The following is a 16,377-nucleotide window of genomic DNA, read 5'->3' as shown; positions in this document are numbered from 1 at the left end:
GCACCCCGGACGCGAGGAAAACGGGGCGGGCCGGCCACGGGGGCCGGCCCGGCCGCGTCAGTCGGTCGCGTTGACCGCGTCGTCCACCGAGGTGTGGATCGGGAAGACCTTGGTCAAGCCGGTGATGCGGAAGATCTTCAGGATGCGCTCCTGGTTGCAGACGAGGCGCAGCGAGCCCTCGTGGGCGCGCACCCGCTTCAGACCACCCACCAGCACACCCAGGCCGGTCGAGTCGAGGAAGTCAACGCCCTCCATGTCGACGACGAGGTGGTACTTGCCGTCGTTGACGAGCTCGACCAGCTGCTCCCGCAGCTTCGGGGCGGTGTACACATCGATCTCGCCGCCAACCTCGACGACCGTGCGATCGCCGACTGAACGGGTCGACAGGGACAGGTCCACGGAACCTCCAGCACCTTGCCTTGCTACGTCATGTGCGATCCTCGGCCGGACGGCCGCCACCGCATGGTCGCGAGCCCGGGCGCGCCCAGCCAACGCGTGGCAAGCCTCAGCGCTGCGACCCACGGCCGTACGGCCGTCACGGCCACATTCAACCACCTGCGACCATGCCCGCACGATGGCTTACGACGATTCTCCGTCACGCCGGTGACACACTGGGTCCTCATGCCGCCCCGACACAGCCTGCCCGAGGCACTGCTCGCGACCCTGACCGACGGCCGGGGGCGGTCTGACCGGCTCACCCATACGGAGCACCTTCCCGCCCGACCTGCGCGTTATTCCACCTGGCCCGAGTCGATCCGTCCGGAGATCGTGGCCTCGGCCCGCGCGGTCGGGGTGGAGCAGCCCTGGGCGCACCAGGCAGAAGCCATGAACCTGGCGAAATGCGGTCAGACTGTGGTGATCGCCACAGGCACCGCCTCGGGCAAGTCGCTGGGCTACCTGACCCCGGTGCTCAGCGACCTGCTGGACGGCACCGAGGCCCGCAACGGCCGCGGCGCCACCGCGCTCTACCTGGCGCCGACCAAGGCCCTCGCCGCCGACCAGCGCCGCCGGGCCGCCGAACTCGCCCCGCCGAGGGTCCGCGCCGCCCTGTACGACGGCGACACCCCGCCCGAGGAGCGCGAGTGGGTCCGCCAGTACGCCTCCTACGTGCTCACCAACCCGGACATGCTGCACCGGGGCATCCTGCCCGGGCACGCCCGCTGGTCCTCCTTCCTCAAGGCGCTGCGCTACGTGGTCGTCGACGAGTGCCACAGCTACCGGGGCGTGTTCGGCTCGCACGTCGCCCAGGTGCTGCGCCGGCTGCGCCGCGTGTGCGCCCGTTACGGATCGTCACCCACCTTCCTGCTGGCCTCCGCCACCACCGCCGACCCGGCCGCGACCGCCCAGCGCCTCACCGGCCTGCCCTCGGTGGCCGTCACCGAGGACGCCTCGCCGCGCGGGCCGATGGTCTTCGGCCTCTGGGAACCGCCGCTGACCGAGAACGTCGGCGAACACGGCGCGCCCGTCCGCCGCACCGCCACCGCCGAAGCGGCGCACCTGCTCACCGATCTGGTCGAGCGGGAGATCCGCACCGTCGTCTTCGTCCGCTCCCGCCGTGCGGCCGAACTCGTCGCCCTCCAGACCCAGGACCAGCTCGGCCGACCACTCGCCGACCGGGTGGCCGCCTACCGCGGCGGCTACCTGGCCGACGAACGCCGCGCCCTGGAGCGCGCCCTGCACACCGGCCGACTGCTCGGCCTCGCCTCCACCTCCGCCCTCGAACTCGGCGTCGACATCTCCGGCCTCGACGCCGTCCTGATCGCCGGCTACCCGGGCACCCGGGCCTCGCTCTGGCAGCAGGCGGGCCGCGCGGGACGAGAGGCCCAGGGCGCGCTGGCCGTCCTGATCGCCCGGGACGACCCGCTGGACACCTACCTGGTGCACCACCCGGAGGCGCTGTTCGCGGCGCCCGTCGAGGCCACCGTGCTCGACCCCGACAACCCGCACGTGCTCGCCCCGCACCTCTGCGCGGCCGCCGCCGAACTCCCGCTCACCGACGCCGACCTGGAGCTGTTCGGGCCGTCCGCCGCCCCGCTGCTGCCGGTCCTGGAACGCCGCGGCCTGCTGCGCCGGCGCGGTGACGGCTGGTACTGGACCCGCCGTGAACGCGCGGCCGACGCGGTCGACCTGCGCGGCAGCGGCGGCAGCCCGGTGCAGATCGTCGAGGCCGACACCGGCCGACTGCTCGGCACGGTGGACGCCGCGGCCGCGCACACCACCGTCCACACCGGGGCCGTCCACCTCCACCAGGGCCGCACCTACCTGGTCCGGGAGCTCGACCTGGAGAACTCGGCCGCCCTGGTCGAACCGGCCGATCCGCCGTACACCACGGCCGCCCGCGACATCACCTCCGTCTCCGTCCTCGACACCGACACCACCGTCGACTGGGGCGAGGGCCGGCTCACCTTCGGCTCGGTGAAGGTGGTCAACCAGGTGGTCGGCTACCTCCGGAAGCGGATCTCCACCGGGGAGATCCTGGGCGAGACCAAGCTCGACCTGCCGCCCCGCACGCTGCGCACCCGCGCGGTCTGGTGGACCGTCACCGAGGACCAGCTGCTGGACGCGGACATCCCGCCCGACCAGCTGCCCGGCGCCGCCCACGCCGCCGAGCACGCCTCGATCGGTCTGCTGCCGCTGTTCGCCACCTGCGACCGGTGGGACATCGGCGGCGTCTCCGTCCCGCTGCACCCGGACACCGGGCTGCCGACCGTGTTCGTCTACGACGGCCACCCGGGCGGGGCCGGCTTCGCCGAACGCGGCTTCCAGCGGGCGGTCGAGTGGCTGACGGCCACCCGCGCGGCGATCGCCTCCTGTGAGTGCGAGCGCGGCTGCCCGTCCTGCGTGCAGTCCCCCAAGTGCGGCAACGGGAACGACCCGCTGGACAAGGCGGCCGCCGTCCGCCTGCTGGACGTCCTGCTGGCCGGAGCACCCGGGAGCGCGGCGACGGATCCCGGGGCGACACCGAGCACCAGGGCGGGCGACGCCGGGGCAGGCGGCGCCGGATCGGAGGCGCCCGAGTCGGCGGAGGCAGCAGGTGCCGGGACAGGCCCGGACGGTGGAGTGGGCCCGGACGGTGGCGTGGGCCCGGACGGTGGGACGTCGGCCGGGTCATGAGGCCGCCGCCGCACCACCCGGGGCGTCGCCGGGGCCGTCCTCGGCGACGCTGACCGGCGCCCGTACCGGCCCGGCCCGGGCCCTCGCCCGCGCCGGGCCTACCGGCAGGCGCACCGGGAGGCCGCCGGCCCTCACCTCGGCCACCACCTCGACGGCGTCCGACGACCGGTCCACCCCGCAGGACACCAGGTCCGCGCCCTGGGCCGCGGCGATCCCCATGGCCCGGGCGCAGCCGCCGTCCGGATCCAGCAGCAGCCGGTCCGCCGCCGCGAGGGCCGCGAGATCGGCGGCCGACTCGGCCCGGTGCCGGGCGACGACCACCGATCCGACCGCGAGAGTCGCGGCGAACACCGCCGTGCCCAGCACCGCCAGCGCGAGCAACCAGACCGTCGCCGAGCCGGTGTCCGGCCCTCGCCCGCCCGCCGCCGCCCGCCCCGCACGGGCCCGGACCACCCGATCCAGCGCCGCCCGCAGCCCGGCCCGGACAGTCCGCCCGGCCGGAACAGCCGCCCCGGACAGGGCAGTCCGCCCGGCAGGGCCCGCCGACCCGGTCAGGACGGCCACGGACCGCCACCTCCCTCCGCAGTTGCCACCAGCACGTCCTCCCGCGCCGCCACGGCCGTCGCGGCGACCCGCACCGCGAGCACTCCGCCGAGCCTGCCCGGCGCCGCACACGGCGCGTCCACGTCCACCCGTACGGTGTCGGCCGTCGGCGTCAGCCGGACCCGCGCACCCGCCGGGGCCGCCGCGCGGGCGAGTTCGACGGCGTCCGCCTCCCCGCGCGCGGCCGCCCTGGCGCCGACCCGGGCGGCGTCCACGCAGCGGATCTGCGCCGCCGCCGCGAGCACGCCCCAGATCAGCATCGCGGCGAGCAGGACGAGCGCCGGCAGGGCCACCGCCGTCTCCGCCGTGACGAAGCCGCCGTCACCACGCCGCCCCGGCCCCGCGCCTCCGGGCCCACCTGCCCTACGTCGCATGGAGCGCCCGTTGGAGCATGTCGGTCAGCGCGCCGGTGATGGCCTCGCTGGTCACCACCTTGTACAGCCCGGCCGCGAGGGCGCACGCGCCCAAGGTCCCGACCGCGTACTCGGCCGTGGTCATCCCCGCGTCCGACCGGCCCCGGTGCCGAGCCACCCCGCGCACCCGGCAGGCCGCCCAGCGGCTCGTCCGCCGCCAAGCCCCGGGCAGCCGCCGGGCCCTGGTCAGCCGCCGGAGCGGGCGCCCGCCGACCGGCCTGATCGCGATCACTGCAGTCATGGATCTCTCCTGTCTCTCGATTGTCCGAACATTCGACTTCCGGTCACATGGCCTGCGCGAACAGGTTGGTGAGGCCGATGACCACCGGCACCACGCCGATCAGCACGAAGGCCGGCAGGAAGCAGAGGCCGAGCGGCGCGGTGGCGAGTACCGCGGCCCGGCGGACCCTGGCGTGGGCCGCGCGGGCGGCCGCCGTCCGCAGCCCCTGGGCCAGCCGGATCAGCGGCCCGGCGACGGGGGTTCCGCCGAGGCTCGTCCGCACCAGGCAGCGCGCCAGCGGTGCCAGCGACGGGTGCTGTTCGCCCAGTCGCCTCCAGCACAGCTCCGGCGGTGCGCCGAGGGCCAGTTCGGCCCCGATCGTCACCAGGCGGGGGCCCATCGGCGCGCCCACGCTCCGGCCGACCGCCGACACCGCCTCGGAGGGCAGCGCCGCCGACCCGAGGCAGGCCGCCAACAGTTCCGCGCTCAGCGGGAGTTGCCTGGTCAACAGCTCCTCCTCCAGGGCCGCCCGGCGGTCCGCCGGCGATCGCGCTCGGGCCGACCACCGATGGACGCCCGCCGCCGCCAGCACTCCGACGACCAGCCCGGTGCCGCCACCGACCAGCAGGGCCACCGCGAGCCCGGCGCCGACCACCAAGGCCAGGTGTCGCCGACGCCCGACACCTGGCCTCGCGGCCCCTGTCAGCCTCCGCGCCGCCTCCCGCTCGCGAGCCCCGGCGAACGCCCATCGTCGTCTCACCCGACCGCGCACCACCGCCCGCACCCGCACCACCACGGCCGGCACGGCCACCACGAGCGGCAGCCCGGCCGCCGCCCACTCTGCTCCGCGCATCACCCGGCCCCCGCTCCCACTCCGAGCGCCCGTACCCGCAGCCGCGACACCCCACCGCCGTGTCCACCCGTGGGAAGCCCGGGCCGCACACCGTCAGGCGCTCGGCGGGGCTCGCCGCGCCCCTTGGGGGCCTCCAGCGCGCCTCTGGCCGCGGACCGGACGATGCGCGCCGTCCAGAGCACACCCAGCCCCTCCAGGACCGCTCCCGCCGCGAGGCAGCCCAACCCTGCGGGTGTGTGCAGCAGGACGGCCAGCGGCTGGGCCCCGAGCGCCGTGCCGAGGAGCAGTCCGGCGCCCGGCAGCGCGGCCAGGACGACGATCGTCGTCCGCGGCCCGGCCAGCTCCCCGGCGATCTCCTCCGCCAACGCCCGCTCGCCGCGCAGTGCTTCCGCGACCCGGTCCAGCGCGGCCGCCAGCCCCGCCCCGCTGTCGGCGGCGACCCGCCAACAGGCCGCGACGGCCGCCGCCCCGCTCCCGCCCGGCAGTTCGGCCAGCAGGTGGAACGCGGCGGGCACGTCACCGCCGTAGCGGCCCGCCGCGAGCCGCGCCACCGGCTCCTCGCCGAGCCTGCGCCGCCCGTCCAGGTCGGCGGCGAGCCGCGTCGTGACCAGGTGCAGCGCCCGCTCCGGCGTCGCACCGCCCCGCAGCTCCCCGGCCAACCCGGCGCAGAGCTCCACCACGGCGGCGGCCCGCTGCCGGGCCTCGGCCACCAGCCGCCGCCGCAACCGCCACCGGCGCAGCGGCAGGACGGCCAGCGCCGCGGCAAGCACCGGCACCGGTGAGCCGGTGGCCTGCCCGGCGACCAACCCGAGCGGCAGGGCCAGCAGTTCGGGCGTCAGGACCTCCGGCAGCCGGATCCGGGCCCGCGGCGCCGACTCCGGGCTCGGCCCCCGCACGGGGGGCGCGCTGCCCGCGAGCACCAGCCTGGAGCGCCGCCCGCCCGGCAACTGCTCCTGCAGCGCTCGCCATCCGGCGGCCGCCACCAGGCACAGCGCCACCGTCCAGCAGAGCTCGAACCGACCGTGCGTCATCCCGTCGACCTCCGTTGCCATCCGTCATCGGTCCTTCCTCCTCCAGGCCCCGAGCAGCGCCAGGGCGCCCGTGGCACACCCGCCGAGCAGCAGGGCGAAAGCGAGTTCCGCCGCGCGCAGCCCCGCGCCCGCCGTCACGGCGGCCCCCCGAGCCCGGGCTCGATGGATCCGGACCGGTCGGATTCGGGCTCGGGGAATCCGGGCTCGGGCCCCGCCCCGAGCACCACCCCGCGTGCCGCCAGCAGCCCGACCAGCCGTTCCCAGCCCGCCCCGGGAACCAGGCCGCCCGCCGCCGGGAAGGCCACCGCCGGGGTGGTCACGGCCAGCCCCTCGCGGTCCCCGGCCAACGTGTGGACCTCCGCGATCCGGCGGCGCCCCGAGCCCGGATCCCGGACCAGGTGCACCACCACCTCGATCGCGGCCCGCAGTTGGCTGTGCAGGGCCGGCCGGTCGAGCCCGGCGAGCGCGCCCAGGGCCTCCAGCCGGACCGGCACGTCCGCCGCCGTGTTGGCGTGGACCGTGCCGCAGCCGCCCTCGTGCCCGGTGTTCAGCGCGGCCAGCAGGTCCGACACCTCGGCCCCGCGCACCTCGCCGATCACCAGCCGGTCCGGACGCATCCGCAGCGCCTGGCGGACGAGGTCCCGGAGGGTGAACTCGCCCAGCCCTTCCTGGTTGGGCGGGCGGCTCTGCAACCGGACCACGTGCGGATGGGCCGGCTGCAGCTCCGCGGAGTCCTCGGCGACCACGATCCGCTCGTCCGGCCCGACCGTCCCGAGCAAGGCGGCGAGCAGCGTGGTCTTGCCCGAGCCCGTCCCGCCCGAGACGAGCAGCGAGAGCCGGGCCCGCACGATGCCGGCCAGCAGGTCGGCGCCCTCCGGCGGCAGCGCTCCGCCCGCCACCAGTTCGTCGAGCGTGAACGGGCGGGGCCGGCAGACCCGCAGCGAGATGTGCGTGCAGCCGGCCGCGATCGGCGGCAGCACGGCGTGCAGCCGGGTGCCGTCCGGCAGCCGGGCATCCACCCAGGGCCGGGCGTCGTCCAACCGCCGCCCGGCCGCGGTGGCCAGCCGGTGGGCCAGTCGCCGCACCTCCTCGGCGTCGGCGAAGCGGACTCCGGTGGCCCGGCGCAGGCCGCCGCCACGGTCGACCCACACCTCCTCCGGACCGTTCACCAGGACGTCCGTGACATCGGGCGCCGCCAGCAGCCGGTCCAGCGGGCCCGCACCCACCAGTTCGGCGCGCAGCGAGCGCACGGTGTCCAGGACCTCGTCCCCGCCGAGCGGCGGCCGGGTGGCCCGCAGCGCGGCCGCGACCGAGCCCGCCGTCGGGGCGGCCCCCGACTCGGCCAGCCGCAGCCGTACCGCGTCCACCAGGGCCGCCGCCCGCTGTTCGCGAGCCGTCCGGCCGTACGGGCAGGGCCCGTGCTCGGCCTCCGGCGGCCCGCCGGGCGGCGGCACGCTCCGGAGCGGCCGGTGTTCCCGCCCGCCGGTGCCCGGGCCGGGCACGCCGTCCCGGAAAGCTGTTCTGCGCAGACGGACCATCAGTACACACCTCCTCCGACCGCCGGTACCGGCGGCAGCACCTCGTTCAGGAAGGTCGCGCAGAAGCGCGCGAGCGGGCCGCTCTCCCGGCTCCCGGGCGGGACGCCCTTCTCCACGTCCGGGGCCAGGCCGGGCTCCGGCTCCAACTCCCCCGCCAGCGGCAGCCGCAGCCCGTCGGCGATCCGCTGGGCCGGGAGCCCGCCGGCCCGCACCGGCCGCACCACGGCCCGGACGTCCCCGAGCCGCATCCGGGCCGACGCGGCGACCCGGTCGGCCGCGGCCACCGCGCGCAGCTCGGCCGGCACCACCAGCAGCGCCAGATCGGACTGCTCCAGCGCCTGCCCGGCGGCCGCGTCGAGGTGACGGGGCACGTCGACCACCACCAGCCCACCGCGCCGCCGCGAGGCGGCCAGCACACTGCGCATGGCCTCCGGCGGCACCGTCAGGGTGTCGCCGCGGTCCCAGGACAGGCAGGCCAGCGCCGCGAGCCGTTTGAGCGCCGGCAGCGCCCGGGCCAGCTCGGACCCGCTGACCCGACCGCGCGAGCCGGCCAGATCGGGCCAGCGCAGCCCGCGGGCCGTCTCGCCGCCGAGCAGGATGTCGAGGCCGCCGCCCAGCGGATCGCCGTCGACGAGCATGGTCCGCCGGCCTGCCCGCGCGGACGTGACCGCCAGGGCGCAGGCCAGTGTCGAGGCACCGGCCCCGCCCCGGCCGCCGAGCACCGCGACGGTGACCGCCGGGGGCCCGCCGCCCTCGGCCGCGTCGGCGATCCGGTCGAGCAGCCAGGCCTCGGCATCGGGCAGGAACAGCACGTGCTCGGCGCCGAGTCGGACGGCCCGGACCCACACACCGGGATCGTCCAGGTCCAGTCCGAGCAGCAGCACCCCGCCGCGTCGGCCCAACTCGGAGCAACGGACGGCCTGGTCGTCCCCGACCAGGACCAGCGAGGCCGCTTCCCAGAGCTCCCGCGTCGGCGGCGCGCCACGGATCAGCCTGGGCTCGGTACCCGCCGCCGCGCAGAGCCGCAGCAGGTGCTCCGCCAGTCCCTCGTCCTCGGTGACGACGAGCGGCCCGGTGGCCCCGGGGCCCTCGGCGGTGACGTGGTCGGCGATCGGCGTCGACATGGTGGTCTCCCCTCCGCGCCGCCGGCCACCAGGGGCGACCGGGGCGCACGTCGGACGGTTCCGGCGGACGGCCGCCCGGCAGACCTCTGGAAGAGGAAGGGGATGAGGCCCTGCCCGGCGACCGCCGCCGACCATCACGGTGGGGGAAGATCCGGATTCCGTCATCCACGTTCCGATTGCCTGTGGATAACTCGTGGGCTGTGGATGAAAACGTTCACCCGGGCGGGGGGCTAATCGGCGAAGAATTGACGAAAGGAGTCACGGAGATGAACCGCCGGGCCGTCGCAGCGCGATCGGACGATCTCCCGACGCCCTCTCTCGGAGCTCTCTCAGCGCTCTCTCGGAGCTCTCTCGGAGCTCTCCCGGCCGTCTCCCGATCGCCTTCCGGAACCCTCTCGCAGCGACCCGCGCCGCCGGTCGGAACCAAGCCGTTCATTCCTCGACAGCCATGAGCAAACGGCGACACAGAGTGACGAAAGGCGGTCGTCCGGCCGAGCTGTCGACACCCCCTGTAGCCCGTCGGCGAGGCGCGCGCGGAATGCGCCGCGAAGGGCCTTCAAGCCCTGAAAATGGCCCCGGACGTGCGACGACCCCCGCCGGGGGGGAGAGCGGGGGTCGTCTATCCACGGCCCGACTCGGGGGGGAGGAGCCGGACCGGGTTAGCACGGTCGCGAACGATCCGTGACTTCCATGGTGTACCCGAGCGGCCAGAAACACAAACCCGCACGCCCGTGAGTACACCGAATGGCGGGGTGTTTTGCGGCTCCCTCTATCCTCGGTTCCCGTGGACACCACCGAGAACGCCGACGACCACGCCGACGAGTCCCAGGACGACACCACCGGGCCCGAAGAGCGCCCCGCACCCGCCGGCCCCCGGTCGAACGGGCCGCGCACGGCGGCCTTCTTCGACCTCGACAAGACCATCATCGCCAAATCGAGCGCGCTGGCCTTCAGTCGCCCCTTCTACCAGGGCGGCCTGATCAACCGTCGGGCCGTACTGCGGAGTGCGTACGCGCAATTCGTCTTCCTGGTCGGCGGCGCGGACCACGACCAGATGGAGAAGATGCGCGAGTACCTCTCCGCGCTCACCCGGGGCTGGAACGTCCAGCAGGTCCGCGAGATCGTCGCCGAGACCCTGCACAACCTGATCGACCCGATCATCTACGACGAGGCGGCCTCGCTGATCGAGCAGCACCACGCGGCCGGCCGGGACGTGGTGATCGTCAGCAGCTCCGGCTCCGAGGTGGTCGAACCGATCGGCGCGCTGCTCGGCGCGGACCACGTGATCGCCACCCGGTTGCAGGTCGAGGACGGCTGCTACACCGGCGAGATCGAGTACTACGCCTACGCCGAGAACAAGGCTGCCGCCATCCGGGAGTTGGCCGCGGTCGAGGGCTACGACCTGGCCTCCTCCTACGCCTACAGCGACTCCTCCACCGACCTGCCGCTGCTGGAGGCGGTCGGCCACCCGTCGGCCGTCAACCCCGACCGCGCGCTGCGCAAGGAGGCGCAGGCCCGGGAGTGGCCGGTGCTCGTCTTCGACAAGCCGGTGGAACTCCGGCGGCGGCTGCCCGAGTTCTCCGCTCCGAGCGGTTCGGTGCTGACCGCGGTCGCGGTCGGGACGGCGATCGTGACCGCCGGGGTGATCTGGTACCTGGCCCGCCGGCGGCGCCCCCTCGCCTGAGGCCGCACGCCCGGCCCGCCTTGGACAAAACGGTCAATCGATACAGAGTTCTCTTTTCGGGTTCCCCTTTGGCCCGAAACGCGATACAAATGAAGCACGGCCCGCGAGACCCGGTCAGGACCGAAGAGGTCAAACCGACAACGCAGTTCAGGCCCCACGGACCGCGCGTACAGGTAACCGAGCACCCACATGCAGCCGACCCGCTGTCGGGCCGCCGGACCAGACGAACGGGCAGGATCCCCGTCTGATCGGCACTTCCGGTGCATGCATGGTCACCCGGTACCTGCACCAGCGGCGGCACCCAGCAGGATCAGGTGCCGCCGCATCTGCATGTGTACGGGCCCCTTCGCGGGGCCTTTCCGAGCGCGAGGCCTCTCCGAGCACAGGGCCCCTCCGGACCCCTCCGGACGAGGGGCCCTTCCGACTGCGCGCGGTTTCGGAGCGTGCGACCCTTCGAAACGCGCGGCCCGACCGCTCAGGCCATGCCGCGCTGCATCGCCTCGCAGACCGCCGTGCTCTCCCGCACGCCGAGCCGCAGCGCCGCGCCGCAGTGCGCGATCCAGGCCGCCATACCCTCGGGCGTGCCCGCCAGGTAGCCCGCGAGGGCCCGGCGGTAGATGGCGGTGCCGAGTTCCGCCAGGCCGACCTCGGCCGGGCAGATCGCCTTCGGGTCGAGGCCTTCGGCGATCAGCACGATCCGCTGGGCGGCCCGCGCGATCACTCCGTTGTAGCTGCCGAACGGGCGCAGCGCGAGCAGTTCGCCGTGCACCACCGAGGCCACGACGAGGGCCGGCGTGCCCACGCCCTGGCCCTCCGCGCGCGCCACCAGCAGCCGGGAGAGCTGGTCGAGCCGGGCCGCGACCTCCTCCGCGCCCGGGGCGGGCGGCAGCTCGGGCAGCGGCCCGTCCACGGCCTCGACCCGGACGCTCTCCACCGGTTCCAGCTCCAGCGGGAACAGCGCCTCGGCGCCCTCCCCCGCCCGGCGCGGGCGCCCGGCGGCCGGGTCGCCGTCGCCGACCGCGAGCAGGTGCAGCCGGGCCAGCACCTGGAGCGGCGAGTGCCGCCAGATGCTGAGCAGCTGTCCGGCCTCGGCGGCGATCCGCAGGGCGGCGCCGACCGCGCGGGCCTCGGCGTCCGCACTGAAGTCGGTGCGACGGCGGACCTCTTCCAGCGGCCAGTCGGCCCCGGCCAGGGCCGCCGACGCGCGGGCGCCGCGCAACGCGGCCTCGGAGGTGACCTCGGCTGCGCGGCGGCGCATCACCCGGTGGCCGTAGAGCCGGTCGACGGCCTTGCGCACCTCGGCCACCGCGTCGGGCACCCCGGGGAGCTGGGCCAGCGGGGCGAGGGGATCTGTTCCAGTGCTCACCTACCCGAGAGTAATGAACGGGCCACCCCTCCCGGAACAGCAACCCCGCATCACCCGTTAGAGGCAATCCTCACTTCCCTTCCCCGGCGAACCGCAAACCCCCGCTAGCATGACCGCTATCGGAGACGATAACGATTTCCAACTAGCGGGCGCTCCTGTCGCCCGCGCCCCTGGACAGGCGGCCCCGCGCGAGGGCCCTGAGCGAGAGCCGGAGTCCCCAGATGAAGATCGCCTTCGTGGGCAAGGGCGGCAGCGGGAAGACCACGCTGTCCGCACTGTTCATCCGCCACCTGGCCGCCGCCGGCCGACCGGTCATCGCCGTGGACGCCGACATCAACCAGCACCTGGGCCCCGCCCTGGGGCTGACGGACGCCCAGGCCGCCGACCTGCCCTCGCTCGGCGCGCACCTGCCGGAGATCAAGGAGTACCTGCGCGGCAGCAACCCGCTGATCCGCTCGGCCGAAGAGATGATCAAGACCACGCCGCCCGGCCGCGGTTCGCGGCTGCTGCGGATCGTCGAGGAGAACCCGGTCTACGCCGCCTGCGCCCGCCCGATCGCGCTGGACGAGGGCTCGGTCCGGCTGCTGGCGACCGGCGCGTTCACCGAGGAGGATCTCGGGGTGGCCTGCTACCACTCCAAGGTCGGCGCGGTGGAGCTGCTGCTCAACCACCTGCTGGACGGCCCGGACGAGTACCTGGTCACCGACATGACGGCGGGCTCGGACTCCTTCGCGTCCGGCCTGTTCACCCGCTTCGACCTGACCTTCCTGGTGGCCGAGCCGACCCGCAAGGGCGTGTCCGTCTACCGCCAGTACCGGGACTACGCCCGCGACTTCGGCGTGCAGCTGCGGGTGGTCGGCAACAAGGTGCAGGGCCCGGACGACCTGGCCTTCCTCCGCCGCGAGGTCGGTGACGACCTGCTGACCACCTTCGGGCAGTCGGACTGGGTGCGCCGCCTGGAGCAGGGCACCGAGCCGCCGCTGAAGTCCCTGGAGCCGGCCAACCGGGCCGTGCTGGCGCAGCTGCGGACCGAGGCCGACGCGGCGTACGGCCGACGGGACGCGCACCGCTACACCGGGCAGGCCGTGCTCTTCCACCGCCGCAACGCGGAGAGCTGGGCCAACGCCAAGGTCGGCATCGACCTGGCGACCCAGGTCGACGAGGGCTTCGTCCCGGGCCGGTTCGCGGACAGCGGCGAGCAGCCGACCCCGGCGGGCGCCCGCGCCTGACGCCCGCGCCACCGCGCCCGGACGGGCCGCGGCCTCCCACCACCCCGGGGAGGCCGCGGCCCGTTCGCCGTGTCCGACCCGTTCGTCACGCCCGGCCCCTTTGCCCTCCCCGCCGCCACCAGCAGATTCCTGACGGTTCGAACACCACCCATTGGAGTGAATCAGGGGGTTTTCCGCTTCCCTCCCGTAACAACGCCGTGCAAAGATTTCATTACCCTCGGTTTACCGAGTCTTGATGATCCGTCCCGACGGCCCTCGGCGAGACACCCCGCACCTCGCCCAGGCTCCTGGCGGGCCCGATGGTCAACGCCGGCCGGTGAAACCCGCACTCCCCGCCGCGCCCACGCCATCCCGCCCACCGTCGCGACCCACGACAGCCGATCCGCCCCGAGCCCCACCCCGGACTCACCGCCGGACCTGACTGCGTTCGCTCCCCCGGACAGACGGGAAGACACATGACCCTCGACATCTCCAGTGCCCCCATCGCCTCCGACACCACCGACCACGCACCGCCGGGCCCCGGCGCCCGGATCCGCTGGGCGCAGGACATCTCCGCCTCGCTCGTGGTCTTCCTGATCGCCGTGCCGTTCTCCCTCGGCATCGCACTCGCCACCGGCGCCCCGCTCACCGCGGGGCTGGCCGCCGCGGCCGTCGGCGGCATCGTGGTCGGGCTGTTCGGCGGCACGACTCTCATGGTCAGCGGCCCCTCGGCAGCGCTGACCGTGATCACCGCCGGACTGATCGCCCGGTACGGCTGGCAGGCCACCTGCACCATCACCCTCGCCGCCGGCCTGCTCCAACTCCTGCTCGGCGTGCGCCGGGTGGCCCGGACGGCACTCGCCGTCTCGCCCGCGATCGTGCACGGCATGTTGGCCGGGGTCGGGCTCACCATCGCCATCGCGCAGCTGCACGTCGTGCTCGGCGGCTCGCCGCAGAGCTCCGCGATCGCCAACCTCCTCGCCCTGCCGGGGCAGTCGGCCGGACCGCACCCGCCCGCGCTGCTGGTCGGCACCGTCACCGTGGCGGTCCTGCTCGGCTGGCCCCGGCTCGGCCGACTCCCGGGCCGCGCGGGCAGGCTGGGCGCCCGACTGGCCAAGGTTCCGGGCCCCCTGGCCGCCATCGCCCTGGCCACCGCCCTGGCGCTCGCCCTGGACCTGCGGCTCGCCCACATCGAGCTGCCCGCCTGGCAGCCGCACGCCTTCGTGCCCGCCCTCCCGGACGGCCCGGTACTCGGCCTGATCGCCGCCGTCCTCACCGTCACCGCCGTGGCCGGCGTGGAGTCGCTGCTCTCCGCCGTCGCGATCGACCGGATGTCCCGCCGCAGCGGTGACCTCGATCGCGAACTGCGCGGCCAGGGCCTCGCCAACGTGGTGAGCGGTCTGATCGGCGGGCTGCCGATCGCCGGCGGCGCGGTGCGCAGCACCGCCAACGTCCAGGCCGGCGCGCGGTCCAGGTGGGCGTCGGTACTGCACGGCGTCTGGGTGCTGACCGCCGCGCTGGCGCTGACCGGCGGACTGCGCCGGATCCCGCTGGCCGCGCTCGCCGCGCTGGTCCTGGTGGTCGGGCTGCAGATGGTGAGCTTCGCGCACATCCGCAACGTGCACCGGCACCGCGAGTTCCCGGTCTACCTCACCACCGTGATCGCCGTGGTGGCGGCCGGTGTGCTGTGGGGCGTCGCGATCGGGGCCGGCACCGCCGTCCTGCTCGCGCTCTACCGGTTGACCCGTGCCCACGTGGACGTCGAGACCGGGACCGACGGCTCGGTCACCGTCCAGACGCACGGCCCGCTCACCTTCACCGCCGTCCCCCGGCTCAGCCGGGCGCTGGCCGGCGTCCCGGCCGGGGCCGAGGTCACCGTGATCCACGACGGTTCCTTCCTGGACCACGCCGCGTACGAGACGCTGCACAGCTGGCGCACCGGGCACCAGGACGCGGGCGGCCGGGTCTCGATGGTGACGAAGCGTCAGGACGACGAGGTGCTCGACCCCGACGGCACGGTGCGCGCGGGCAGTTCACCGGGACCGCACCGCTGCCGGGCCTGGACGCCCTGGGTCGGCCACCACTGCATCGAGCAGCAGGAGGACCCGCACGGCCGGCTGCTGGACGGGGTCCGGGTGTTCCAACTGCACACCGCCCCGCTGATCAGGCCCGAACTCGCCCGGCTGGCACGGGAGGGGCAGACGCCCTCCCAGCTCTTCCTGACCTGCGCGGACTCGCGGATGGTCACCAGCATGATCACCAACAGCGGCCCGGGCGACCTCTTCACCGTCCGCAACGTGGGCAACCTGGTGCCGGCCCCGTTCGAACCCGGCGCGGCCGACGACTCGGTGGCCGCCGCGGTGCAGTACGCGGTCGAGGTGCTGGAGGTGCGCTCGATCACGGTCTGCGGCCACTCCGGCTGCGGCGCGATGCAGGCCCTGCTGGACGGCGTGCACGAACTCCCCGGTCCGCCCACCCCGCTGGCCCGCTGGCTGCGCAACGGCCGCGGCTCGCTGGACCGGCTCCGGCGGGTGCCTGCCGAGTTCACCACCCGGCCGGTGGCGGGCCCGGTGGAGCAGCTCTGCATCACCAACGTGGTCCAGCAGTTGGACCAGCTGATGGCGAACCCGGCCGTGGAGCGCCGGGTCGAGGAGGGCACCCTGCGACTGGTCGGAATGTACTTCGACCTCGCGACCGCCCAGGCCTACGTCCTGGACCGCGCCGCCGGGACGTTCAGCCCGGTCGAGGCCCGCACCGAGGCCCGCGGTGACGCCTGCGGTGACGCCCGTGCCGAGGCCCGGACCGGCGGGGCATCGGCCGACCGGGTGAATGAGGAAGGTCGCGTTCCGTCCGGCGACGACGACGGGCCCCGGCTGGCCGCCTGAGAGCCGGGCCCGTGTCCCCGCCGGGCGGGCCGGGGCACGGGCCCACCAGCCCTGGTACGGTTCTCCACTCCCGCGCGGTCGGCCGTACGGGCCGTTGTCCGGTCACCAGCCAAAGGTCTACACCAATTCCTGGGAGCCTCTTGTCAACTGCCCCGTTCGCCTGGTGAGCTGTGCGCTGGGACACACGGGACAATCCCCACGCACGGGATCGTCCCCGATCATGACTCGATGAGGAGTGCGCGTTGAGCAACGAGAGCCTGGCCAACCTGCTCAAGGAGGAGCGACGCTTCGCCCCGCCGGCAGAGCTCGCCGCCGCCGCCAACGTCACCGCGGCCGCC

At 74.9% G+C, this 16,377-nt stretch carries 13 protein-coding genes; 4 read left to right on the top strand and 9 right to left on the bottom strand.

The window, feature by feature from the left end; genetic code table 11:
• Window positions 1–57: 57 nt before the first annotated feature.
• Complete coding sequence (gene bldG / locus AB0Q99_RS13940; RefSeq protein ID WP_049659132.1) at window positions 58–399, bottom strand: anti-sigma factor antagonist BldG; 342 nt, start codon at window positions 397–399, stop codon at window positions 58–60.
• Window positions 400–621: 222 nt separating this feature from the next.
• On the opposite strand from bldG, the gene AB0Q99_RS13935 reads away from it, so the two are divergent.
• Window positions 622–3,114: a DEAD/DEAH box helicase gene (locus AB0Q99_RS13935; RefSeq protein WP_363571318.1), complete on the top strand. Its 2,493-nt coding sequence runs from the start codon at window positions 622–624 to the stop codon at window positions 3,112–3,114.
• Here AB0Q99_RS13935 and AB0Q99_RS13930 read toward each other — a convergent pair.
• The 7 genes from AB0Q99_RS13930 to ssd form a co-directional block, all read right to left on the bottom strand.
• Entirely contained in the window at window positions 3,109–3,678 is a 570-nt protein-coding gene (locus tag AB0Q99_RS13930; protein ID WP_363571316.1) for an Rv3654c family TadE-like protein, read from the bottom strand. The two genes, AB0Q99_RS13935 and AB0Q99_RS13930, sit on opposite strands and share 6 nt — an antisense overlap.
• Window positions 3,666–4,010, bottom strand: coding sequence for a TadE family type IV pilus minor pilin (locus AB0Q99_RS13925; RefSeq protein WP_363571314.1), 345 nt, complete (start codon window positions 4,008–4,010; stop codon window positions 3,666–3,668). Before AB0Q99_RS13925 ends, AB0Q99_RS13930 begins: the two co-directional genes overlap by 13 nt.
• 70 nt (window positions 4,011–4,080) lie before the next feature.
• The gene (locus AB0Q99_RS13920) at window positions 4,081–4,371 is read right to left on the bottom strand and encodes a DUF4244 domain-containing protein (protein WP_363571312.1); all 291 of its coding nucleotides are present in this window, start codon (window positions 4,369–4,371) and stop codon (window positions 4,081–4,083) included.
• A 43-nt stretch (window positions 4,372–4,414) separates the two neighbouring features.
• The gene (locus AB0Q99_RS13915; protein ID WP_363571310.1) at window positions 4,415–5,203 is read right to left on the bottom strand and encodes a type II secretion system F family protein; all 789 of its coding nucleotides are present in this window, start codon (window positions 5,201–5,203) and stop codon (window positions 4,415–4,417) included.
• Window positions 5,203–6,255: a type II secretion system F family protein gene (locus tag AB0Q99_RS13910; RefSeq protein WP_363571308.1), complete on the bottom strand. Its 1,053-nt coding sequence runs from the start codon at window positions 6,253–6,255 to the stop codon at window positions 5,203–5,205. Before AB0Q99_RS13910 ends, AB0Q99_RS13915 begins: the two co-directional genes overlap by 1 nt.
• A gap of 113 nt (window positions 6,256–6,368) precedes the next feature.
• Window positions 6,369–7,772: a TadA family conjugal transfer-associated ATPase gene (locus tag AB0Q99_RS13905; RefSeq protein ID WP_363571306.1), complete on the bottom strand. Its 1,404-nt coding sequence runs from the start codon at window positions 7,770–7,772 to the stop codon at window positions 6,369–6,371.
• On the bottom strand, window positions 7,772–8,896 hold the full coding sequence (gene ssd, locus AB0Q99_RS13900; protein WP_363571304.1) for a septum site-determining protein Ssd: 1,125 nt from the start codon (window positions 8,894–8,896) through the stop codon (window positions 7,772–7,774). Before ssd ends, AB0Q99_RS13905 begins: the two co-directional genes overlap by 1 nt.
• Window positions 8,897–9,680: 784 nt before the next feature.
• Between ssd and AB0Q99_RS13895 the strand changes: the two genes are divergently transcribed.
• Entirely contained in the window at window positions 9,681–10,580 is a 900-nt protein-coding gene (locus AB0Q99_RS13895; protein WP_363571302.1) for an HAD-IB family hydrolase, read from the top strand.
• Between the two features lie 475 nt (window positions 10,581–11,055).
• Here AB0Q99_RS13895 and AB0Q99_RS13890 read toward each other — a convergent pair whose 3' ends face one another.
• Window positions 11,056–11,946, bottom strand: a complete 891-nt coding sequence (locus tag AB0Q99_RS13890) for an oxidoreductase (RefSeq protein ID WP_363571301.1) — start codon at window positions 11,944–11,946, stop codon at window positions 11,056–11,058.
• 221 nt (window positions 11,947–12,167) lie between these two features.
• Here AB0Q99_RS13890 and AB0Q99_RS13885 point away from each other — a divergent pair, with 221 nt between their 5' ends.
• Both AB0Q99_RS13885 and AB0Q99_RS13880 read left to right on the top strand, forming a co-directional pair.
• The gene (locus tag AB0Q99_RS13885) at window positions 12,168–13,175 is read left to right on the top strand and encodes an ATP-binding protein (RefSeq protein WP_363571299.1); all 1,008 of its coding nucleotides are present in this window, start codon (window positions 12,168–12,170) and stop codon (window positions 13,173–13,175) included.
• A gap of 455 nt (window positions 13,176–13,630) precedes the next feature.
• Window positions 13,631–16,039, top strand: a complete 2,409-nt coding sequence (locus AB0Q99_RS13880; RefSeq protein ID WP_363571297.1) for a SulP family inorganic anion transporter — start codon at window positions 13,631–13,633, stop codon at window positions 16,037–16,039.
• Window positions 16,040–16,377: the final 338 nt, after the last annotated feature.

The organism is Kitasatospora sp. NPDC086791 (assembly GCF_040685975.1).
Lineage (GTDB): Bacteria > Actinomycetota > Actinomycetes > Streptomycetales > Streptomycetaceae > Kitasatospora.
This window is presented reverse-complemented; position numbering and strand designations above follow the sequence as displayed.